The sequence below is a fragment of the Acinetobacter sp. TY1 genome, from assembly GCF_048551395.1.
GTDB lineage: Bacteria > Pseudomonadota > Gammaproteobacteria > Pseudomonadales > Moraxellaceae > Acinetobacter.
Genome location: NZ_JBLYZK010000017.1, coordinates 1 through 22,267 on the forward strand (window position 1 = coordinate 1; position 22,267 = coordinate 22,267).

Sequence of the window (22,267 nt, forward strand, 5' to 3'; positions counted from 1 at the left end):
TCTTGCTCATGGTAAACTCCTGATGAGTGTGTTTAGTTTACCAAGTTAAAACCTCCTGTTTTTTCAGCACACATCACAATTGTATACCTTCAATATCCGGTAAATTTCTCTTTTGAGCCTCACACAAAAGTGCTTTATATTTTTGATCGAGCTTCATTTGATTAGGTGTAATATAATAAGGTGGCTAACTATAATAACTAGTGCTTGAAGTTGTCAACTTATATAGTTTTAAATTTTGAAAATATCCTTGTGAAATACTTACTATCTAAAACTCAATTAAGCGCTATTTAATAATGACAATTAAGATTAAAACAACAATTACAATGATGAGAAAAATATTGGTATTCGTTGATTTAATTGGTGTTTGGGTGGGCATAACTCTCTTTTTGTCATTCATTATTTTGGGTTTCAAGTGCTAGAACATGAGCAAATCGTCACTAGAGAGACTTTGTCGCAGCTTACTGAGTTAAAGCTCTCCGTCATTCATGATCATTTAAGTTATTTGGTCGATAGTAGTCAGTAGTCAGATTATACGTGTACAGCGTGCTGTATTCATTCCGACATCTAAACATCGTGTTTCACGAATCATGTCATGTCTAAAATGGTAGTTCCTGACGGTACCGCTAAAATAGAAATTGGTGATGATGAAATTTCAATGCTTACACCACGTGAAGCACGTAACCTTGGTAATTTAATGGTTGCTGAAGCGGTGCAGTATGAAAATATTGAAATGAGGCATTATGTGGCAATACTTCTGAGTGAAGTTTCAGGTCAAGTGCGTAAGTTGTCGAAGCAAGTTAGGGATTTATTGATTGTGGGGAAGCAGCGTAAATTGTTATGAATCTGATTGACAACATAAAATATTCCGAAGAGCCAGTATAAAAAGCTCATTACAGAGCTTTTTATTTGACGTCGTGTATGGACCATCGGTTTCGGTACCACAATTTATCCCAATGGCATCAAGGTCAAAAAAGGGGATACTTATGCTGAAGTACAAGTTAAAGCGTATATGGCATATGACTTAAAGAAATTTGAATCTTGGTGATTATAAAGCTGCAGCTGCTCAGTTCAATGTTTGGAATAAAAGGTGATTCAGGGTCTTATGAATAGACGTGCTGTGGAACGGAAGTTGTTTGAGAAAGCCCTCAATTGACGGCTTTCAGTAGAAATTTAGAAGCTATTTTTGTGAAGATAGATGATGATTTTCTAATGGTAAAACTTCGCTTAGATGCTCATTAAAAATATCCGTCAGCATGCTGTCATAGCGTATTGCATTGTATTCAAGTAAACGATTTGCTTCGGCTTGAGTAATAAAATTGATTTGAATTGCATCATGTATATGCTCTTCAAAAGTTAAACCTTTAAATAAATCCTTTGATTCCGACTTTTTAAATTTATCCCAAAGGTCTTTAATTTGAAGTAGGCTTTGGAATGCACACTCCATTCGACCTGTTACGTCTTGAGGATTAGTATTGTAATAGACATGTTGCTTTAATAAGTTACGAAAGGCGTTGTCTTCCATAATTAAATCACCAACCTGTTGCTTTAATTTATCACTTGGTTGCACTATTGGTCGACCGAATGGAAAACAAATAAACTTTACTAAACTAGCAGCTAATGGATAAGGGAAGTTATCAAATAACCCTATAAATGCTTCTTGTGCCTGAAATAAGATTTTTTCTAAGGCCAATTGAGCGTGACTTTGCTCTGCTTGGGTATGTTCTCCATGTTCATAAAACTTGAGGATAGACGTTGCAATAAACATATATGAGTGAATGTCTGCTAATCGACCTGATAGCATTTCTTTACGTTTGATTTCACCTGCTAATAAGCCTAAACACATATCGGCGGTGAGGGCGAAATTTGTACTGAAACGATTTATGATTTTGTAATAAGGAGCAGTAAAATCATCTACACTATTTGGTGCATGATTTGAGCCACCTGTAAAACCATAAGCTAAAGCACGAGCAGTTCGATTAAAGGTGTAACCTAAATGTTGATAAAGGATTGTATTCATTTCTTTGAGTGCAGTCTTTTTATCATCCATTTGAAGTAGTTGAAGCTCTTTAAATAAATAGGGGTGACAGCGCATTGAGCCTTGACCAAAAATCATCAATGAACGAGTAAGAATATTAGCACCTTCCACCGTAATCGAAATTGGAATGGCTTGATATAACAAAGCTAAGAAGTTACGAGGCCCTTGTTGAATTGCACGTCCTCCGACAACATCCATACCGTGGTTAACTAACTTACGCATAGTTTCAGTGGCGTAGTATTTTGCCATAGCCGTCATGACTGCAGGTTTACCGCCTTGGTTTAATCCGCATGTGACCGAGTATCGGAAAGCTTCTAACATATAGGTATCACTAGCAATCTCACTAGTGGCTTCTTGAACACCAGTGAATTTACCAACAGAAATTGAGAATTGTTGACGAATTTTGGCAAATGCACCTACAGTTAAATAAGTCATTTCACCTGCCGCTGTAGAGAGTGCAGGAAGAGAAATACCGCGACCTACAGCCAAGCATTCCATTAACATACGCCATCCTTTACCTGCATTTTCAGCACCACCAATAATCCAATCAATAGGAATGAAGACATCTTTCCCCTCAACGGTACCATTCATAAATGGAGAACCACCAGGGTGATGGCGTGGCCCAACGATAACACCTTCATGAGAGGCTGGAATTAATGCACATGTAATACCATAGTCACTTTTAGTACTATCACCTAGTAAGCCTTCAGGATCATGAAGTTTAAATGCAAGTCCGACTACCGTTGCGATTGGAGCAAGAGTAATCCAACGCTTAGAAAAATTCATGTTTAAGCCAAGTACATTTATTCCTTCAAACTCACCGTAGCAGACAATTCCAGTATCAGGAATTGCGCCCGCATCAGAACCAGCTTCAGGACCAGTTAAGCCAAAACAGGGAATTTCAGTACCTTTAGCTAAGCCTGGAAGATACCGATTTTTCTGTTCATCAGTACCATAATTAAGTAATAACTCGCCAGGCCCAAGTGAATTTGGAACCATACAGCTGACTGCAGCAGTGAGTGAGCGAGATGCAACTTTGCTCATAATTCGACTTTGTGCAAAAGCACTAAATTCTCGACCACCGTACGTTTTAGGAATAATTAAGCCCAAGAAACCTTTATCTTTAATAAATTGCCATGTTTCAGGGGAGAGATCCTGATTTGTGTGAATATCCCATTCATTTAGCATGGCACAGAGTTGTTCGACTTCGTTATCAATAAAGGATTGTTCTTGTTCGGATAGTTCAGGATAAGGATAAGTATCAAATTTAGACCAATCTGGTGCACCCATAAATAATTCTTTTTCCCACCAACTTGTACCTGCATCTAAAGCTTCACGTTCCGTTGTACTCATACTAGGCATTGAATTAGCTAACATTTTATAAGCGGGTTGAGTAATGAAAAACATTCTGAGTGGATCAATTATTAGTATCAGACTAATTAGAACTAATGGAATCCCTAAAATGAGCGACCATGGTGTAATAAATGCGGTAAATAAAGTGATAAAGATGATAGTTATTGAGCCCATTTTTCGTGAAAAAGAAAAATAGAAGACCGCCCATAAAGTTAAAAATTGAATTAATATGGCAAGGAAAAATAATATAATCAAGATCATACCCCCTTGATTGAGCTGAAGTTTAGTTCCGCATGAGAAAGTAGATTGTTAAGTTTTGAATGAGTTGTATTTATTTTTAAATGATACTTCTGCTATTTATTAATAAATAAAAACATTCGGTTCTAGTGTTTTAGCAATTTAAAGCTGTTGTATTCAAGTAGAAATATTTAGTATTTTGTCATTAATAAGTTAATTCTTAAATGTTTTGAATTTATAAAAAGACAACTGAGGCTTGTAAATCGTCGTGCTAAAGAGCTTAAGTTATTTGAGAAAGCCCTCAATTGAGGGTTATTTCACATAAGTGCTATTATATTAAATGGTTGCTTATTCAGATGAGTCTTTGTTCAACTTGAAATTATTTTTGCCCTACGTAAATTGTTTTTGAAATCCTTATTACGCTGAAGTGTCAAACAAACATTATCATTTATACTTAATTTACTAAAATCTAATTTGTACTCTTTGATATTATTTCGGAAATAAAATTCACTATAATCATCAAATTTAAAATAATATACCTCAGCCCTTTGCCCCCTAGAACTGGATGCTGGATCAAAACCATTATAAGTGGGAGGGGTAATAATTGATAATATTTAGTGTAAAAATAGAGTGTAGGTATAATAAATAAAATACCTAACCCATATAACAGTTTTCTGAAAATCAATAATGATAAAAAGAAACAAGTAAATAAAATAAAACTGATACAAGAAAAATAATATTAAATAGTTATCATAAAAAATCATCTGAGGTTAATGAAGATGAGTGTGATACAACAATACACATCACTTGACACAGCCTAAACCGAGACTTTATTTGGTTATAATAGTTTCCTAGTCGACTTCTCTTATCATTAGTTCCAAATAGGATCACTCATTAGTTAAATTTTCCTAAAATTAACATAATACACCTTATGCGAAATGCTTAAAAGTTATCGTTAAGTATCAGTATTTTACATGAAACTATAATTGGTTTTAGCGCACTAAAATGTTTTTTTGACGATTTACGTTTGTATTTCATCAATAGAACAAAAGCTATTTGAGAAAGCCCTCTACTAAGGGCTTTTCTTAACCTAAACCAGCAAGCTTAAAACAAATATAAGGGACTGAAGTATTATCTTCATTGGTTTATTTTTGAAGCTCTTCGATTTATGTCATTCATCAGAGTAAAAAAAACCTTCAGCGTATTCATATGATCTTCTGTTTGATTCTACCGCGGGATCCGGCTTCATATTTTTCATATATTCAGTAGACTCTCTAGTCTCATCAGAGTTAATGAAGTCAACTAAGTCGTTTAAATCTTTTCTAATTTCAGCTTCAGAAACAGGTCTAGTATTATATTGCTGTCTTGATGGTTCAAACTGACGTTGTGTTTGTATTGCACGCTGTTGGCGCTCACGTTCGCGCTGTGCTTGAATCTCTCTTTCTCGTTGATTTTGTAGACGCTGTTGTTCCACAAAACGTTGAGACATTCGGTGTCCTTCACTTGCAGCATCATATGCAAAAGCGAGAGTCATTGGTGTGGTCAGTAGGCTAAGAAGTATAATTTTACTTAAAGATTTTTTAATCATTTTCATCACTTTTATAATAGCTGATAAAGTTAAATGATTATAAATAATAAAAATAATAATGAAAGTAAAGTTTAATCCTTAAGTAGCTATATATTCTCTTAATAAAACAGACTATATTCCGCAAAGTATTTGAAAGATACTATTTCTTCTTCGGGCACCTTGTGCCATAGATTATCTGGAAACGCTACAGATTAAGGCAAAAGGGGATATTCATATAGATGACACCCAATCTATAGAAACACTGTGTATACATGCCAAGTTATTTCAAGCATGGTGGAGAACACACAGTCCAACCTTAGCTAAGTTAAATCCATTACTAGAGTCAATGTTGCATGACAATATGTTCTATATGACTTCTGCAATAAAGGATCTATGCAAAAAGCATGATTTAAAACTGCCAGATTATGACTATGAACATATGTTTGAGCTGAATATGCTACCTCACCAAAGATACTTATTATTGAAGTAAAAAATTAGACCGCCTTAGGGCGGTTTTTTCTTTATAATTGAATAGATAGATTGCAGTCTACAAATTTTATTACAATTCACAAAATTATTTTTTGTAGACTGATTTGTAGACTGTTGATCTGCAAAAGTAAACAAATGACTGCAATCTAATGCAACCTTTAATTTATGTAACTAATTGAAAATACAAGTGAATACAACTATATGCAACCTATGCAAATCCAACACAGACTAAGTGGATTTTACTTTTTCTACTACTGTATTGTTGGTACATTCATGCCATATTGGAGCTTGTATTTGCAAGATCAGGGATTTAGCTTCGAGCAGATTGGCATACTTTCTTCAATTGCAATTATTACCCGATTTTTTGCACCTTTTATATGGGGGTGGGTTGCAGATAAGTCTGGTAAACGCATGCGACTTGTTCGTATTGCAACATGGATGGAAGCCGTTATTTGGTTCCTGATTTTTATTATTCCCAATGATTTTCAATCCGTTGCTATGCTCATGCTAATTTTTAGCTTTTTCCAAAATGCTATATTGGCGCAATTTGAAGGCGTGACTTTATTTTGGCTTGGTGAACGCCGTGCAGAGCTTTATGGAAAAGTGCGTAAATGGGGTTCAATTGGTTTTATTGTTGGTGTATTTAGTATTGGGGCATTGCTTGAAATTGTTGATATTTCAATGTTACCCATTATGTTGTTATGTATCGCATTTACTGCATTTTTATGGTCGTTTACAGTCAAAGAGCCACAAGATGCACCGCAGTCGCAGAAACAACTCGAAGCATTATTACCTGTTTTAAAACGACCTGTGGTATCTGCCTTTTTTTGCATTGAATTTATTATGCTTTTTGCACAAGCCCCATTTTATAGTTTTTATAGTAATTATTTAAAAGCCAATGGTTTTAGTACAACAAGTATTGGCTTTCTATGGTCTGTCGGTGTGATTGCTGAAATTATAATGTTTGCCTATGCAACATTTTTTCTGAAAAAATTAAGTTGGCGTGTCTTGGTAAGTATTTGTCTGCAGATGACGGGATTACGTTTTATTATTGCAGGATCCTTTCCAAATAGTTTTAGCGCACAATTTTTATCACAGACGATGCACGCCTTTAGTTTTGGATTATTTCATATGATTGCAATGCGGATTATATTTCAAAACTTTACCGCAGGTCAGCAAGGGCGTGGGCAAGCATTGTATAGCACGATGTGGGGGCTTGGTGTGGCATCTGGAAGTTTACTTGCAGGGCATTATTGGCAAAGCCTAGGTGGGGAGATGATTTTTAAATTGGCAGGTTGTTCAATCATATTCGGACTTTTCTTAGTAAAAGTACTACCTTCAAAAATACAAGCATAAGAAATGATGTAGATTCGTATTTAAAATCATATCGTATTTAAATTAAATACGATATTTTAGATTGAATTACATTGTATTAAATAGCTTAGACAATAATGCTTTGATAGCATGAATGCCATGGTTGTGCATGTTCTAGTTGTGCCGCGAGTTGTAAAAGTACATCTTCTTGACCAAAAGGTGCAACAAACTGAGAACCTAAAGGTAGATTATTTTTGTTCCAATATAGGGGCACAGACATCGCAGGTAGCCCTGTAATATTGGCAAGTTGAGTAAAGGGTACCCATTGCAAATTATTTTTCACCAATTGATCAATCAGTTTACCTTTCGCCAAGATATGTGCTTTGTCAATTTTTAAAAGTGTTTTGAGAATTGGAATTTGCCAAGCAGGTGTTTTGACTTCACCATTTTTTGGTGCAACGGATGCAGTAGATGGGATGAGGTATAAATCATATTGCTCAAAAAACCGATTCATTTGTGTGATATAAACACCCCAGTTTTCGAGATTGCGAATATAGTCTAAAGCAGAGGTCTGCGCACCAAAAGCTGCAATAGCCAAAGTGTCTAACTCAAAATCACTATTTTTTGCGCCGTGCTGTAATTTTAGTTGTTGAACGGCATAAGCACATTGGCTAAACCAAGTGAGTGTAAAGTCTTTCGCAAGTTGCATACCATCAATTGCGGGTTTGCTTTCCGTTACATGATGCCCAAGTGATTCAAGTAGTTTAGCTGTGAGTTGAATCGCAAGAACCGCATCTTTAGATACTTTTGTGCCCACTGGTGATTCAGTACAAAATGCAATTCGTAATGGTTTTGGTGGTTTTGCAATCAGATTTAAATAAGATTCAGACGGAGGAGCAATATGAAAGGGGCTTTGATGGTTTGGGCCTTGCGTTGCATCTAACATCGCTGCGCTATCACGGACAGATTTGGTTAATACATGTTGCATTGCTGCGCCGTGCATGAGCTCACTAAAATGGGGACCCCATGGCGTACGACCACGACTCGGTTTTAAACCAAATAATCCACAATAGGATGCGGGAATGCGAATAGAGCCACCACCATCGCTTGCACCTGCAATTGGGACAATTCCAGCAGCTACAGCAGAAGCTGAACCACCTGAAGAACCACCACTATTATATTTTAAATTCCAAGGATTATGGCAACTACCCCAAGCTTTAGGTTCAGTAATGCCTTTGATCCCAAATTCAGGTGCATTGGTCAGCCCCATCGCAACGACACCTGCATTTTCCCAACGTTTAACAATTTCAGAGCTTTGATTTGAAATATAATGTGCTCGTTTTAGTGCATTTGAACCAAAAGAAGTTGCAACACCAGCATATTCTTGATGTAAATCTTTCAGTAAGAAAGGTAATCCGGTAAATGCACCCTGAGGCAAATTTTGTTGCTTTATTTTATTGCGAGCGTGTTCGTACATAGGGATGACGATAGCATTTAATTTGGGATTGACTTGTTCCGCTCGAGCATGTGCAGTTTCAAGTAATTCTTGTGCAGTCACTTGTTTAGATTTTACAAGTTGAGCCAATCCAAGCCCATCATATTGAACATATTCTGAAAATTTCATTTGCAATTCCTTTGCGGTATTTTTATCTATTGAATGTTGTTGATATTAACTTCATGAATGCTGCATTTGCATCTTTAATTCATTCTGTAAGGATGATTCAAGACAAAGTTGATTACGACCTTTCTCTTTGGCTTGATAGAGTGCATCATCGGCGCGTTTGACCAATTGTTGGAAAGGAATACAGTATGGCAAAGTTTGATAACTCAGACCAATACTGACACTGATATTCAGTGTTTGACCATCTTCAAGGATAATTGGGGTTGAAAATGCTGTATTGCAAATGCGTTGCGCAATTTCGACACTTTGTTGTAATGATAAATCTTTGAGTAAAATCGCAAACTCTTCCCCTCCTAAACGTCCAAACAGATCAGAATCGCGGATCTGTTTGCGGACTTGTACTGTGAATTCTTGTAATACAAGATCACCGACATTGTGACCATAAGTATCATTAATTTTTTTAAAATGATCTAAATCTAAAATTAAAATAGTGACGGTCTTGGCTTGTTGGGGCTTTATTGGGGTAATTGTTACCGCGCGTTCACTTTCCTCATAGAAATAGCGACGGTTCATTGCAGTGGTTAAGCCATCATGATTGGCTAAATACAAAATTTGATGATAAAGCTTTTGTCGATTCATACTGATAATAGTCAGTGTGAGTGGTGTAAGAGCAAGCATGAATAAACCGATTCGCACTGAAATGGTAGTTGCTAAATAGGCATCAGGCGATTGAGCAATATAATATGCGGTTAAACTGTTATACATCATCATACAGACAAAGCAATTGATGATGGATACAAAGAATAAATTATAAGTGAGTGATGACAAAACCAATGCAGCAATTGGGAACATGATAGCACCCGGACCAATAAAAAAGTGGGTCAAAATAACAGATACAATTACGGCAATAATTGGCGTAAGATTTTTTGGCTGAAAGGGAAGGGTTTTCCAATCTTTTATAAATCTTAGACATGTTTTTTTGTCTGGGATTGCTAAAAGAATCGGTAAGAAGGCAATGACATTAAGAATTTCGCCTGTCCACCACATACCAAAGTCGACCCAAAGTCGATCTGTAGACATAAAGGTATTAGGGATATAAGGAATTGTTAAAACGGCAAATACTGGACTTGCAAGACAGCCTCCAAATGCACAGATAATGAATAAAAATAAAAAGGTCATCCCTTTATTGAATTCTTTAAAATCGAGTTTGAATAGGCGTAATAATGCCAAAGTCACAATTGGATTTAAAACATTGGCAATACTTAGAAAGAGCGTCAAGATAAAATAGTTACCAGTGACCAAATCGGCCAACATAAAACTTGTAAATGCGCCGAGCCATCCACCGATGTTTCTTAAATTTTTATAACGAAGAAATAGACCGAGTAATACGGCATTTGCAGGCCAAAAAATAGCGAGGAAAAATAGGGGTCTTCCTAATATTCCAGCAAGTGCGCAAACAAATATTATGATGCCAACAATACAAAAAGAACGAAAATTTTCTTTGAAAGATTGGTCTGAATATTGAATGGATAAAGACAAGTCAATTTCCTATTGTATTCGTTATAATGTTCGTGTGAGACATTAGTGCTAGAAATACTCACATCTTATTGTCTATTTCCATTAAGCATATATTTTTATGGAGAAAAATCAATATGATTTTGATGTAGTTTAGTTTTTTCGGATGATTTGATTCGAAAATACTCAGATTGTTTCTATATGGTTAATATTGCATGATTTATTCTAAATTTATGCTAATTTATAAACATATGACATTAAGATGCTGATTAGGTATGAAAAAAACAGCTTTATTTATCACGTTATTGTTTTGTGGTTTTGATTTTGCAGTTGCAGCGGAAACTTTGCCAGCCAATGGTGTTCAGGCAAATACAATAAAAATTACGACTCGTCCCGAAATTTTAGGTCTATGGGGGATGGATATTCCTGGAAATAAGAAATGTGTTGAATATTATAACTTTCGTGGTGGTAATGAGGTTGTAGTGAATAGTGGTAAAGAGTGGTCAGCAGGTTTATATGACTATCAGCCATCTCCAGACAATACTTTAGAGAAATGGCCAGCGTTAGTTATGCAAATTAAGTATGAAAACAATGAAAAAGATTGTTCTGGTAATCAGGTTGATCAGTCGGGCGAAGTTTCGCAGTATTATGTCCGTTGGAAAAATAATTCAACATTGAATTTTTGTGCATCGGAAGCCGATGATAAGTGTTTTGCAACCTTACGCCGTGTTTTACCGTAATAATGATTGATTTAATTGAAATTTAATTGAAATTAAAAATAAATAGATAAAATATGTAATCATAAAAAAACCTCTTACATAAAGAGGTTTTTTTTGATTTAAATCTTTTCAAATGATGCATTAAGCATCTTTTTCATGACCTTGCAATTGTTTGAGTAGATGTTTTTCAAGGTAATGAATATCCATTGCTTGTTTGCAGAAGTTTTTATCTTGCAAAATTAAATCTTTATGCAAAGGAATATTGGTTTTAATACCTGTAAGGATCATCTCATCCAATGCTTGTTTCATACGTGCAATGGCAGTTTCACGATCTTGACCATGTGCAATGAGTTTAGCAATCATCGAGTCGTAATACGGTGGAATGCTGTAATCCTGATAGATGTGTGAATCTAAACGAATACCTGCACCACCTGGTGCATAGAAACTTTCAATTTTACCTGGTGAAGGCATAAAAGTTGAAGGATCTTCAGCATTGATACGGCATTCAATCGCATGACCATGAACTTGAATATCTTCTTGTTGCAAGTTTAAACCTAAGCCTGCCGCAATACGAAGTTGTTGTTCAATAATATCAATGCCCGTCACCATTTCAGAAACAGGGTGTTCAACTTGAACACGAGTATTCATTTCAATAAAGAAGAATTCACCATCTTCAAATAGAAACTCAAATGTACCAGCACCCCGATATTGTATGAGCTTACATGCATTTACGCAGGCTTCTAAAATATCAGCGCGCGCTTGTTCAGGTAAACCTGGTGCTGGTGCTTCTTCAAGTACTTTTTGATGACGACGTTGCAAAGAGCAATCACGGTCGTATAAATGTACTGCATGACCATTACCGTCTGCAAGAACTTGAACTTCTACGTGACGTGGTTTTTGTAGGAAGCGTTCCATATACACAGTATCATCACCAAACCACATTTCAGCATCACGCTGTGCAGCTTGAACAGACTCAAGTAGTGTATCTACACGTTCAACAATACGCATACCACGACCACCACCACCTGAGGCAGCTTTAACGATCAGTGGGAAGCCAATTTCTTTCGCTTCGGCAAGGGCATTATTTGGAGTAACTGCATGAGCTGAACCTGGTACAGTTGGTACGCCTGCTTTACGCATTGCTAAAATGGCAGAAACTTTATTCCCCATTTGTCGAATATGTTCAGGACGTGGACCAATGAAAATAAAACCTGAGCTTTCTACGATTTCAGCAAATTCAGCATTTTCAGATAAAAAACCATAGCCTGGATGAATGGCATCTGCACCTGTAATTTCTGCCGCAGTAATAATGGCAGGAATATTAAGGTAACTTTCACTGCTTGCACCAGGACCAATACATACAGCTTCGTCTACAAAGCGTAAATGCATAAGGTCTTTATCTGCATCAGAATAGATGCCAACAGTTTTAATTCCGAGTGTTTTGCATGCCCGAGTGATGCGTAGCGCAATTTCACCCCGGTTTGCAATGAGAACTTTTTGCAACATATCAATCCCCAATCAATTACGCGCGGTAGCGGAATAGTGGTTGACCGAATTGGATCACATCGCCATTTTTAACCAAAATTTCTTCAATCACGCCACTTTGTGTTGCTTCAATTGGGTTCATGATTTTCATTGCTTCAATGATACCCAGTGTGTCACCAGCAGAAACTGTTTGACCGACATTGACAAAAGGTGCTTCACCTGGGTTTGGTGCAGAGTAAAATACGCCAACCATTGGAGATGTTTCTACTGCACCACGTGATGTAGCTTTAATGACTGGTGCTACTTCAGTTGGTGCTGCAATAGGAGCAACACCTGCAACCACAGGATTACGACGTGTCAGGGCGATTGATTGATCACCTTCCTTGACTTCAATGGCTTGAAGATCTGATTCGATCATCAAATCGATAAGCTTTTTGATTTTGCGAATATCCATGGGTTCGTCGTCCTAATTTATGATTGGATTGAAGATTGAAGTTTTTCAATTGCGTAATTGAGTGCGAAGGAATACCCTTTAGCACCTAAGCCACAAATTACGCCAATGGCTTTATCTGATAAATATGAGTGATGTCTAAAGGCTTCACGGGCATGAACATTAGACAAATGTACTTCAATAAAAGGGATGGCAACGCCAAGTAAGGCATCACGTAGAGCAACAGAGGTATGAGTTAGTGCAGCAGGGTTGATAATGATCATCTGTACACCATCTTGTTGAGCTTGATGAATACGATCTACAATCGCACCTTCCCAATTGCTTTGAAATGTGTCAAGACTAATATCTGATTGCTGAGCTTGAGCAATGAGTTGCTGATTGATGTCATTCAGCGTCAAGTGACCGTAAACTTCGGGCTCGCGTTTGCCCAATAAATTTAAATTTGGTCCGTGAATGACCAAAATGGTCGAACTCATTGTGTCTACTCCAATATATAAGTTGCAAGTTTCTTTGCAAGATGTCTGCAAAGTTTGCATATTATGGCATGTTTTTCTACATAAACTTTATAAATTCTTTGAATTGTCTTAGAAAAGCTATGCCATGAATTCGCTATATATTGTTAATTTTGTAAGTAATTGGCAATGTTAAAATATGACATTTTTTATATTTTTTTATAATATGTCCTTAGCGTGTATATTAAACCGAATTGGCGAAAACTATTCATTTGTTTTATGTAGCAGTTTTGTCCATGTTAATACTATTCATTGTGATGGTATTGTTCAATACGATAAGTAATCGCCTAACGAAAGATAAGATGTTCTGTGATATTTGGTATTTATATACTTTTAACCGTAGCCTGAATCCAAAGTATTTGTACGGAACAGTATTGATTTGAGAATAGTGAGTACTATTTTCATGTTGATCTATGCTCAATTTCGTATTACTCAACATAGCAACGAACAAGTGACTTTTATTGTTTTGATATCAAATATTTATTTGATAAATTTCAGTTTTTAAATCAGTCCTGTATTATGAGTGTTACTTGATATTGTAAGGTCATGAATAAAAAATAATTAAACTATAAAAAATTGTTGTTTTTGTAAGGTGATTAATCTGATTGATTACTTTGTTTGGTTGATTGATATTTTTAATGTTCCGCTTATGTACCAACAGACTCAAGAAGTTTTAAGGGGTTTCGGATAGATATTTAAATAAAGTTTAGATGCTTTTAGAGTATTCGATTGACTTATTCGCTCATCAAAACTTCGTGTTCATTACGTGAAGGGACTTTAAATTCTCTGATGTCGTTGGCAAAAGTTAGGTTTTAGAATAATAAACACACGATAGTGAGAGTGTGTTGCAATTGGACTTAGTCTGAAAAACTTTTATTACAGTTTATGCTTAGTTTGAATGTCGCTTAAACAAGGCTTCTATTCAAACTTATAACCATTTTTCAACTTAAAACATTCATATTTTGGCTTTACTTTGATTTTTAGAACTTTAAATATACTGAAATTCATATATTTTTCACATTTTAAGTATTTTCTTATTTGTTAAGTTATTTACATAATTGAAATATTCACTTGAGTATATCCCCGAGAATTTTGCATCAAAAATCCTAAAATGACTGATTCCACAAGATTATTATTAAGTTTTACTAATTGTACATTCGTTTTTTATCGTTGTTCAACATCTGGACGTTATAAGTTCTTGAAGCAGACGACTATCTTTATGAAATTAAGACCACTTTAGAAAGTAGCGCAATGTAAATATGATTGAGTTGTTTTGGAGCAGAGATGTCAAATTTGAGTGAGTTTCCAATTGAATGCGGTATTAGCAGGCTGAGTCAATTGATCATTTTAATTCGTTAAAACATTGTTTGTTGTCTTGTGATCTATCAATAAATTTATCAGACATGACGACAGAACAGAATAAACAACGTCGTGGTCTTTCTTCTTCAAATTCAAAATTGAAAGGACATCAGTATCTTGTACAGTTGGCAGATGTTCAGATTCATCCTACTTATGTTTTTGCGCCACTCATTAGCAATTATTTTCTGAATTTACAGCACGAACAGGTATTACGATTGATCGAGTTACTGTGGAGCCAATACAAGAGAAATCACAGATCATTGATTTTGGGGTAGTTGAATAAATTGTTTTGGAAAAAGAAATCTGAGCATTTGGCACAAGCCTGTCAGTATATTGCATAGGACAATGCCTCTTTAATTGGTTTGCAATTGGGGATAGATGAGCATTATGCAGCACATTTGATAGATGATTTACTTTATCGTGAGCGTGTTTTTAATATCTGTTTTTGGTGAGTTTACCGAAACAATTTTGAAGCATCATTTAGAAATGAGTCGCCAAACTGAACAAGTAGCTTAAAAGAGATGAATGAATTTATTCAATCTATTCAAACTTTACTTACGCCATTTTCCATTTCGAAAATGGTATGAAGCAGAAAAAGAAGTTTTGGCACAAGATGGGCTAAAAGTTTCCTTAAAAGATAACAGTGGTGGTCATGCTGTATTACGTCATGAAATTGCACAAATGACCAATCTTAATCGGCATACACAATAAATACTGAGAATTTCTTGATGATATTGACTATTTAAAAATAATCGATTTAAAAACCATTTATGTCACACCCGCTAATTTCCAACTGGTGTAGAAATGAGTTTAGAGCGTAGGCAACAATTGATTGCACTTGCTCAGCAGACAGGCGCCTATATCTTAGAAGATGGATTATGATGCTTTTCTTATGGGACAACAGCAAAAACCTGCACTACTTGCTTTGAATCATCAACACACGATTTAGTTAGGATCATTAAGTAAATATCTTTTACCAAGTCTAAAGCTCTCTTATTTAATTTTACCCAATGCACTGATTGAACCATTTAAGCATTATCGTAACTATATGGAAGGAAGTGCACCATCACAGTATATGCAATCTATTTTGGCGCAATTTATGCAAAAGGAGACTATGCGGATTATTTAGCCGATATGCAGGTATAGTATTTGGGGCGTTATCAGTCATTTATTGTTTTATTTGATCAATATTTAAGTGAATATTGTGAGATAGGCGAACAGCGTTCATATATGCAAATGGCGTGTTATTTTAAGAAAAATATCCCAATCAAATTTGAACAAGTTTTGGTTGATGGTGCAGCGCTACAACAAATTTCATTAACTGCATTGAGTCAGTTTTATACAGATAAAGCTAAATACGGGTTTGTACTTGGTTTTTCAGCCTTAAACCATACTGAAATCCAACTATGTTGATTCAACTAAAAGCACTTTGATTCAACATGAATTGAAACGGCTTGGAGAATCCTAACCGTTGTATTTGAATTAAATGAAATATTTTGCCTAATTCTATTATTGTGACGATGCTACATTCACTGCTGCTTCAGCCGCCGCTTGTGCATCACGAACAGCATCCTCAGCACTTTGTTGTACATGATTTGCTTCATTTTTAGCACGTTGTAACTCATTGTCTAACTGAATTTGTGCGGTTGTTTGAGTATCTTCTGATGCTTCAATTTGAGGCGATGTGTCACGATTCACATGTAATGGGCGCTGTTGAGTTTCTTCGATATGAACATTTTGTTCGATAGGAGGGGCAACAGGAGTATGGTTTTCAGAATCATCACCATAAGGATATGCGGTATTTGAAGTTATTTCTGAATCAACCATACTTGGAAGTTGCTGGAATATTTCAGGTTTAGTCATCACAATACTAAGAAGAGCCACATAAAAGACTAAGAAAACAGCCATAAAAGCGAGATACAAATAGCCTAAGAACTTTTCAGCTTGTTCCGTTGGGCGAAACGCTCCGTAAGCATTTCGTTCCTTTGTTCCTCGTGCCACAAAAATATAAATTGAAAAAATGGTTCCAATAAGAGGAATAAAAATCAGTAAAGCCAACCAACCACTTTTATTTAAGTCATGCAAACGTCTAATACAGATAATAATAATGGAGGCTATAAATGCAATACACAGTAAGACAGCGAGTAAAATTGAAATGATGGTCAGCGGATGGCTAAAAGAATTTGTAGGGTCTTGTACGGCTGAAATTGCATATCCTGTAAGTCCAAGAGAAAATAAAATTGTAAAAATACACGAAAAACTCATCGCTAAAATAAAATTCCAAGCGAGGAAAGATAAACGAGTAAAACGCCCGCTAGGGGAGAGGGGACTATCCGAAGATGAGTTATTTATTGACTGAGGTGTTGTATTTCCAAAAGGAGTGTCCAGTGGATTACCTAAATTATTCATCAGGTGAATGTCCTTACTTTTATTTTAGAATGATTTGTTTCTATTTTAATCAATAAATTCATTGAAATACAGTAAATAGCCTAAGCAAAATTTAAAAATAGTGAGATTCCGGAAAAATTAAGCTCAATAATCACTTGTTAAAACAACAATGAATTGATGAATACAAGATACTTGACCGATTTTACAAATAGCCTAAGTGAATATTTTAATCATTTCACCCCTCAAAAATAAATGCCTTGAATTCTCCAATAAATCTTTATACCAAAACATACCAATATTTAAAATCGGTAAATCAACAGGATAATCCAAAACATTTAACTTCTTTGGAATTTGAAAATGACTCAAAATTCCTTTGGGAATACTCAGCATCGCAGTAGGATATTGCTCCAAAATTTGCAACGCAGTGGAATAATGTTGGCATCTTAGGAAAATTTGCCGATTTTGTTTTTTCTTATTCAAATGAATGTCCTCAAGCAAAATTCCTTCACGCCGTGAAGAAACACCTATATGCGGTGCAGAAAAAAAATCATCAGCAGTAATATGATTTTGATGAGTGCACAACACATAATAATCTTGAACAAGCGTTTGGAACTGAATTTTATCGCCATAATTTTGTTGTAAATCAATCACAAAATCTATTTGCTGTGCAGCAAGATCTGCCACAGCCGTTTTACGGTCTAGGCGAAAACTTTGAAACTGAATGTCTAAATTCAACTGATTAAAATGTTGAATTAAGCGTGGGAAAATAATTGGCTCAATTTCATCATGTACAGCAATTTTTAAAGTTTTGACCATACTGGAGTCAAACTGTAGTCGTTGCTGAGAAATATTTTGAATCGAAAATAGCGCTTGACAGATGGGATGATAAATCTGCTCAGCAAAGGGGGTCGGGAGCATTTTAGCACCAGCACGAACAAATAAATCATCTTGCAACTGTTGGCGTAGACGCTGTAATGCATGACTTGCTGCCGATTGGCTGACGTAAAGCATTTGTGCCGCTTTCGAAATGCTTTTTTGCTCATAAATGGCGATAAAAAGTGGATAAAGATTAATATCTAAATGATGGAAAATAGACAAATCAATTTTTCTATTTTGATGAATTAAATTCATAGTAGGCAATCAAATTAAATCATTTTATTCATAATAGTTTTAAGGTTAATGTGTTGTAAAGCGTAAATGAACAGATAAATAAAGGATTTGATGATGTTTGAGCTTTCCGCACGTACACAAGATTATATTGAGCGTACCAAAGCATTTATAAAAAATGAAATTGAGCCTGTAGAAACAGAATTTTGGAATGATGTTCATCATCTTAATCAAGGAGGTGATTGGACAAAGTGGCAATGGCCTGCACAACTCGAAGTTTTAAAAAATAAAGCCAAAATTGCGGGTTTGTGGAATATGTTCTTGCCAGATACTGAACTTGGTCAAGGTTTATCAGTTCAAGAATATGCACATATTGCAGAACTTTCAGGGCGTAGTTTAATTGCTCCTATCGTTTTTAACTGTAATGCACCAGATAGCGGCAATATGGAAGTTTTATGGCGATATGGTACAGAATCACAAAAAGAACAATGGCTTAAACCTTTACTTGATGGAAAAATACGCTCAGTTTTTTGTATGACTGAGCCTGCTGTAGCATCGAGTGATGCGACCAATATGCAAGCTACAGCTGTTATTGAGGGTGATGAAATTGTTTTAAATGGGCGTAAATGGTGGTCATCAGGTTTGGGCGATCCAAATGCAAAAATCATTATTTTTATGGCACATACCCCTGATTCAACTAAAGACCGTCATCATCAACACTCAATGGTTCTTGTTCCTATCGATACACTTGGTGTAAAAATTGAACGTATGCTTCCTGTATTTGGTGACTACGATGCGCCTCATGGGCATGGTGAAATCAGCTTTAATAATGTCCGTGTACCGATTACGAATTTTATTGGTGGTGCAGGGCAAGGTTTTGAAATTGCACAGGGTCGTTTAGGACCTGGACGTATTCATCATTGTATGCGATGTATTGGTGCTGCAGAAAAATCACTAGAATTGATGATTGACCGAGGTATGGATCGTAAAGCTTTTGGGCAAGAGGTTTTAAAATTGGGTGGTAATCTTGAACGAGTTGCTGAAGCACGTGTGGCAATAGATCAAGCACGTTTGTTGACGTTGTATGCTGCGTTTAAAATGGATAAATTTGGCAATATGGCAGCACTCACTGAAATTTCAGCCATTAAAGTTGTTGCACCTTCGGTACTTGAAAAAGTAGTTGATATGGCAATCCAAATTCACGGTGGTATGGGCGTGTCACGTGATACTCCATTGACAGGATTTTTTGCGCAAGCGCGTAGTCTGCGCCTCGCTGATGGTCCTGACGAAGTTCATAAAGCGATGATTGCGAAATTAGAACTAAAAAAACGTGGATATGGATCACATAAAAGTAAGCATTAAAATTACGCATGTTATGCTGAGATCAGGATTTAATTTATCTATAATATTCAATGATGTTACTAAGTAAAAATATTATTGAATATTGAAACAAAGCGCGATAAAACATTAGGTTAACAGTTTAGGGAATAAAAATGTCAACAATTGATCTTGGTGGTGCAGTACGTACAGGTGAAGAACTTGATGTTCGTGCCGTTGGCAATTGGCTAATTGAACATGGTTCAGAAATATCAGGTCCTGTTGAAGTTACACAATATTCAGGTGGTGCATCGAATTGGACATATCGCCTAAAATATAAAAATGCTGATTTAATTTTACGTCGTCCACCAAAAGGCACTAAAGCCAAATCAGCACATGACATGGTTCGTGAATTTAACGTGCAAAATTGGCTTGCACCTTTTTACCCTGTAGTCCCTGAAATGGTTGCACTTTGTCAGGATGAATCCATTATTGGTTGTGACTTCTATGTAATGAAACGCATCGAAGGGATTATTCCGCGTGCAAAACTTCCACCTGAATTAAATTTTGGTGAAAAAGAAGTCCGTGAATTGTGCATTAATGGACTAAATAAACTCATTGAACTGCATGATGTGCCTTACAAAGGAACTAAACTTGAAAGTTTAGGTAAAGGAGATGGCTATTGTCGCCGTCAAGTTGAAGGTTGGGATATACGTTATGATAAAGCCCATACTATCAATGTTCCGAGTTTTAAGTTTGTCCGTGAATGGTTAAAAAATAATATTCCTGAAGATTCAAAAAGTTGTGTCATTCACAATGATTGGCGTTTTGACAATATCATTCTCGATCCTAAAAATCCAACGCAAGTGATTGGGGTGTTGGATTGGGAAATGGCAACTATTGGTGACCCTTTGATGGATTTAGGTTCCGCTTTGGCTTATTGGGTTGAAGACACAGATGGTCAAATTTTCAAATCAACACGGCGTCAACCGACTCATTTGAAAGGTATGTTTACTCGTAAAGAAGTGGTGGAATATTATCTTGAAAAAACAGGTTTAAAAACTGAAAATTGGGCATTTTATGAAGTATTTGGTATTTTTAGATTAGCTGTTATCGCACAGCAAATTTACTACCGTTACTATCATAAACAAACGGATAATCCTGCATTTAAAGATTTTTGGATCATCATTCATGCACTACATATTCGCGCCTTGAAATTGATTGGTAAGCAAAAAATTGAAGCCAATGAAATTGCACAAAAATATATCGAAAAAATGAAGGAATTATTACCAAAATGACCACGATCTATTTGGTTCGTCATGGACAAGCATCGTTTGGTGCTGAGTCTTACGATAAATTGTCTACGACAGGTGAGCAACAAGCGACTGTGCTTGGACAATATTTTCAGAAAATTTTGAAAGAACAGCCTTATGTTGTTGCAGGTGGTATGCAACGGCATCGTCAAACGGCAGATTTTTCTTTAGCAGAATGTTTCCTTGATGCAACGCCTCATATTAATGTCGGCTGGAATGAGTTTAATCATCAACAAGTTTTTGCCAAATATGATGCACGTTTTAATGAACCGCATTTACTGAAACAAGACGTTGCTAAAGAAATTAGCCCTCGAGCATATTTAGCCAAAATTTTCGAAGGGGCAATTTCTCGTTGGACAGATGGCGAATATCACCATGAATATGATGAATCTTGGCCATATTTTAAAGCCCGTGTCGAAGATACTTTACAAAATTTATGTAATGAGTTGGCGCAAACAAAACCTCGATATGCCGTGGTATTCACGTCAGGTGGCGTGATTTCTGTTGCAGTGGGTAAATTACTTGGACTCAGCCCTGAAAAAACCTTTGCTTTAAATTGGGCGATTGCCAATGCAAGTTTGACGACTCTTCGCCTTGTCGGAAATGAGCCTCAACTTCTCAGCTTAAATGAACATCATTACCTAAAAGCCGAAGATGCTCAATTACTTACGTGGATTTAATTTATCGCTAAAATATTAAGATAAGGAAAGGAAAAATCGCATGGCGAAAACAATTTTAATTACAGGTGCAAGTTCAGGTATTGGTGCAGGAATGGCACGTGAATTTGCACAAAAGGGCTATAATTTAGCGATTTGTGCACGGCGTTTAGAGCGTCTAGAAAGTTTAAAAAAAGAATTAGAAAATCAATATGGCGTAAAAGTGATTGCCAAAGTATTGGATGTCACTAACTATGATCAAGTTTTCCAAGTTTTTCGTGAGTTTAAACAAGAGTTTGGTACGCTAGAGCGTGTTATTGTAAATGCTGGAATTGGCAATGGTCGTCGCATTGGCAGTGGTAAATTCGAAATTAACCGTGCTACTATTGAAACCAATTTCATTTCAGCTTTGGCACAATCAGAAGCTGCTGTAGAAATTTTTCGTGAACAAGAATTTGGTCATTTGGTGATGATTTCATCAATGAGTGCAATTCGTGGTATGCCAAAACATTTAACTGCTTATGGTGCAAGTAAAGCAGCAGTGGCTCATTTGGCAGAAGGTATTCGTGCAGAATTGCTCAATACACGTATAAAAGTGACCACAATTTTCCCGGGTTATATTCGTACTGAAATTAATGAAGGTGCGAAAAAACTTCCATTTGAAGTGGATGAGAAAACAGGATCACATTTACTCGTAAAAGCTATTGAAAAAGAGCCTGTAAAAGCCTATGTCCCACAATGGCCATGGTTGCCACTCGGTTTAGCGATGAAAGTATTACCTTTAAGCATTGTAAATAAGTTAGGTTAAACCGTTTTTATTTAATATTCC

The 22,267-nt window shown here is 36.0% G+C and carries 19 protein-coding genes and 1 pseudogene; 11 read left to right on the forward strand and 9 right to left on the reverse strand.

Annotated elements, in window-relative coordinates:
* The first annotated feature begins 592 nt into the window (after window positions 1–592).
* Window positions 593–841 carry a hypothetical protein gene (locus ACK2M2_RS10670; RefSeq protein WP_419348230.1) on the forward strand — a complete coding sequence of 83 codons (249 nt, stop codon included), beginning with the start codon at window positions 593–595 and terminating at the stop codon, window positions 839–841.
* Window positions 842–916: 75 nt separating this feature from the next.
* Window positions 917–1,036 (forward strand): annotated as a pseudogene (locus ACK2M2_RS10675) (glycoside hydrolase family protein); the annotation flags it as partial.
* Window positions 1,037–1,177: 141 nt separating this feature from the next.
* Here the strand turns inward: ACK2M2_RS10675 and ACK2M2_RS10680 are convergent.
* The gene (locus ACK2M2_RS10680; RefSeq protein ID WP_419348233.1) at window positions 1,178–3,649 is read right to left on the reverse strand and encodes an acyl-CoA dehydrogenase; all 2,472 of its coding nucleotides are present in this window, start codon (window positions 3,647–3,649) and stop codon (window positions 1,178–1,180) included.
* A 1,147-nt stretch (window positions 3,650–4,796) separates the two neighbouring features.
* Window positions 4,797–5,213: a hypothetical protein gene (locus ACK2M2_RS10685; RefSeq protein ID WP_419348236.1), complete on the reverse strand. Its 417-nt coding sequence runs from the start codon at window positions 5,211–5,213 to the stop codon at window positions 4,797–4,799.
* Between the two features lie 669 nt (window positions 5,214–5,882).
* On the opposite strand from ACK2M2_RS10685, the gene ACK2M2_RS10690 reads away from it, so the two are divergent.
* On the forward strand, window positions 5,883–7,037 hold the full coding sequence (locus tag ACK2M2_RS10690; protein ID WP_419348238.1) for an MFS transporter: 1,155 nt from the start codon (window positions 5,883–5,885) through the stop codon (window positions 7,035–7,037).
* An 85-nt stretch (window positions 7,038–7,122) separates the two neighbouring features.
* Here ACK2M2_RS10690 and ACK2M2_RS10695 read toward each other — a convergent pair whose 3' ends face one another.
* Complete coding sequence (locus ACK2M2_RS10695) at window positions 7,123–8,619, reverse strand: amidase (protein WP_419348241.1); 1,497 nt, start codon at window positions 8,617–8,619, stop codon at window positions 7,123–7,125.
* A gap of 51 nt (window positions 8,620–8,670) precedes the next feature.
* Window positions 8,671–10,155 (reverse strand): diguanylate cyclase, encoded by a 1,485-nt coding sequence (locus ACK2M2_RS10700; protein WP_419348244.1) that lies wholly within the window; start codon window positions 10,153–10,155, stop codon window positions 8,671–8,673.
* Window positions 10,156–10,406: 251 nt separating this feature from the next.
* Here ACK2M2_RS10700 and ACK2M2_RS10705 point away from each other — a divergent pair, with 251 nt between their 5' ends.
* A complete protein-coding gene (locus tag ACK2M2_RS10705; protein ID WP_419348247.1) occupies window positions 10,407–10,871 on the forward strand; it encodes a hypothetical protein in 465 nt (154 codons plus the stop codon).
* 120 nt (window positions 10,872–10,991) lie between these two features.
* On the opposite strand, the gene accC is transcribed toward ACK2M2_RS10705, so the two are convergent.
* The 3 genes from accC to aroQ are packed head-to-tail and all read right to left on the reverse strand — an operon-like array spanning window position 10,992 to window position 13,262.
* On the reverse strand, window positions 10,992–12,356 hold the full coding sequence (accC, locus tag ACK2M2_RS10710) for an acetyl-CoA carboxylase biotin carboxylase subunit (protein ID WP_409510102.1): 1,365 nt from the start codon (window positions 12,354–12,356) through the stop codon (window positions 10,992–10,994).
* 16 nt (window positions 12,357–12,372) lie between these two features.
* Window positions 12,373–12,789, reverse strand: coding sequence for an acetyl-CoA carboxylase biotin carboxyl carrier protein (accB, locus tag ACK2M2_RS10715; protein ID WP_419348250.1), 417 nt, complete (start codon window positions 12,787–12,789; stop codon window positions 12,373–12,375).
* Between the two features lie 17 nt (window positions 12,790–12,806).
* Complete coding sequence (gene aroQ / locus ACK2M2_RS10720; RefSeq protein ID WP_419348253.1) at window positions 12,807–13,262, reverse strand: type II 3-dehydroquinate dehydratase; 456 nt, start codon at window positions 13,260–13,262, stop codon at window positions 12,807–12,809.
* Window positions 13,263–14,701: 1,439 nt separating this feature from the next.
* On the opposite strand from aroQ, the gene ACK2M2_RS10725 reads away from it, so the two are divergent.
* From ACK2M2_RS10725 to ACK2M2_RS10735, 3 genes are all read left to right on the forward strand, one after another.
* A complete protein-coding gene (locus ACK2M2_RS10725) occupies window positions 14,702–14,932 on the forward strand; it encodes a hypothetical protein (RefSeq protein ID WP_409510099.1) in 231 nt (76 codons plus the stop codon).
* 250 nt (window positions 14,933–15,182) lie between these two features.
* Complete coding sequence (locus tag ACK2M2_RS10730) at window positions 15,183–15,368, forward strand: hypothetical protein (protein ID WP_419348257.1); 186 nt, start codon at window positions 15,183–15,185, stop codon at window positions 15,366–15,368.
* 438 nt (window positions 15,369–15,806) lie between these two features.
* Window positions 15,807–16,070 carry a hypothetical protein gene (locus tag ACK2M2_RS10735; RefSeq protein WP_419348260.1) on the forward strand — a complete coding sequence of 88 codons (264 nt, stop codon included), beginning with the start codon at window positions 15,807–15,809 and terminating at the stop codon, window positions 16,068–16,070.
* A 96-nt stretch (window positions 16,071–16,166) separates the two neighbouring features.
* Here ACK2M2_RS10735 and ACK2M2_RS10740 read toward each other — a convergent pair whose 3' ends face one another.
* A complete protein-coding gene (locus ACK2M2_RS10740) occupies window positions 16,167–17,066 on the reverse strand; it encodes a DUF805 domain-containing protein (protein WP_419348263.1) in 900 nt (299 codons plus the stop codon).
* 192 nt (window positions 17,067–17,258) lie between these two features.
* A complete protein-coding gene (locus ACK2M2_RS10745) occupies window positions 17,259–18,176 on the reverse strand; it encodes a LysR family transcriptional regulator (RefSeq protein WP_419348266.1) in 918 nt (305 codons plus the stop codon).
* Between the two features lie 93 nt (window positions 18,177–18,269).
* Between ACK2M2_RS10745 and ACK2M2_RS10750 the strand changes: the two genes are divergently transcribed.
* The 4 genes from ACK2M2_RS10750 (at window position 18,270) to ACK2M2_RS10765 (ending at window position 22,246) form a co-directional block, all read left to right on the forward strand.
* The gene (locus ACK2M2_RS10750) at window positions 18,270–19,514 is read left to right on the forward strand and encodes an acyl-CoA dehydrogenase family protein (protein WP_419348269.1); all 1,245 of its coding nucleotides are present in this window, start codon (window positions 18,270–18,272) and stop codon (window positions 19,512–19,514) included.
* Between the two features lie 131 nt (window positions 19,515–19,645).
* Window positions 19,646–20,767 (forward strand): phosphotransferase family protein, encoded by a 1,122-nt coding sequence (locus ACK2M2_RS10755; protein WP_419348272.1) that lies wholly within the window; start codon window positions 19,646–19,648, stop codon window positions 20,765–20,767.
* Window positions 20,764–21,462, forward strand: a complete 699-nt coding sequence (locus ACK2M2_RS10760) for a histidine phosphatase family protein (protein ID WP_419348274.1) — start codon at window positions 20,764–20,766, stop codon at window positions 21,460–21,462. The genes ACK2M2_RS10755 and ACK2M2_RS10760 overlap by 4 nt, the downstream gene beginning before the upstream one ends.
* Before the next feature lie 40 nt (window positions 21,463–21,502).
* Window positions 21,503–22,246 carry an SDR family oxidoreductase gene (locus ACK2M2_RS10765; RefSeq protein ID WP_409510091.1) on the forward strand — a complete coding sequence of 248 codons (744 nt, stop codon included), beginning with the start codon at window positions 21,503–21,505 and terminating at the stop codon, window positions 22,244–22,246.
* Window positions 22,247–22,267: the final 21 nt, after the last annotated feature.

Coding starts and splice junctions, on each gene's coding strand:
- ACK2M2_RS10670 (WP_419348230.1), top strand. CDS start 593: ATGTCTAAAATGGTAGTTCCTGACGGTACCGCTAAAATAGAAATTGGT.
- ACK2M2_RS10680 (WP_419348233.1), bottom strand. CDS start 3,649: ATGATCTTGATTATATTATTTTTCCTTGCCATATTAATTCAATTTTTA.
- ACK2M2_RS10685 (WP_419348236.1), bottom strand. CDS start 5,213: ATGATTAAAAAATCTTTAAGTAAAATTATACTTCTTAGCCTACTGACC.
- ACK2M2_RS10690 (WP_419348238.1), top strand. CDS start 5,883: ATGCAACCTATGCAAATCCAACACAGACTAAGTGGATTTTACTTTTTC.
- ACK2M2_RS10695 (WP_419348241.1), bottom strand. CDS start 8,619: ATGAAATTTTCAGAATATGTTCAATATGATGGGCTTGGATTGGCTCAA.
- ACK2M2_RS10705 (WP_419348247.1), top strand. CDS start 10,407: ATGAAAAAAACAGCTTTATTTATCACGTTATTGTTTTGTGGTTTTGAT.
- accC (WP_409510102.1), bottom strand. CDS start 12,356: ATGTTGCAAAAAGTTCTCATTGCAAACCGGGGTGAAATTGCGCTACGC.
- accB (WP_419348250.1), bottom strand. CDS start 12,789: ATGGATATTCGCAAAATCAAAAAGCTTATCGATTTGATGATCGAATCA.
- aroQ (WP_419348253.1), bottom strand. CDS start 13,262: ATGAGTTCGACCATTTTGGTCATTCACGGACCAAATTTAAATTTATTG.
- ACK2M2_RS10725 (WP_409510099.1), top strand. CDS start 14,702: ATGACGACAGAACAGAATAAACAACGTCGTGGTCTTTCTTCTTCAAAT.
- ACK2M2_RS10730 (WP_419348257.1), top strand. CDS start 15,183: ATGAATTTATTCAATCTATTCAAACTTTACTTACGCCATTTTCCATTT.
- ACK2M2_RS10740 (WP_419348263.1), bottom strand. CDS start 17,066: ATGAATAATTTAGGTAATCCACTGGACACTCCTTTTGGAAATACAACA.
- ACK2M2_RS10745 (WP_419348266.1), bottom strand. CDS start 18,176: ATGAATTTAATTCATCAAAATAGAAAAATTGATTTGTCTATTTTCCAT.
- ACK2M2_RS10750 (WP_419348269.1), top strand. CDS start 18,270: ATGTTTGAGCTTTCCGCACGTACACAAGATTATATTGAGCGTACCAAA.
- ACK2M2_RS10755 (WP_419348272.1), top strand. CDS start 19,646: ATGTCAACAATTGATCTTGGTGGTGCAGTACGTACAGGTGAAGAACTT.
- ACK2M2_RS10760 (WP_419348274.1), top strand. CDS start 20,764: ATGACCACGATCTATTTGGTTCGTCATGGACAAGCATCGTTTGGTGCT.
- ACK2M2_RS10765 (WP_409510091.1), top strand. CDS start 21,503: ATGGCGAAAACAATTTTAATTACAGGTGCAAGTTCAGGTATTGGTGCA.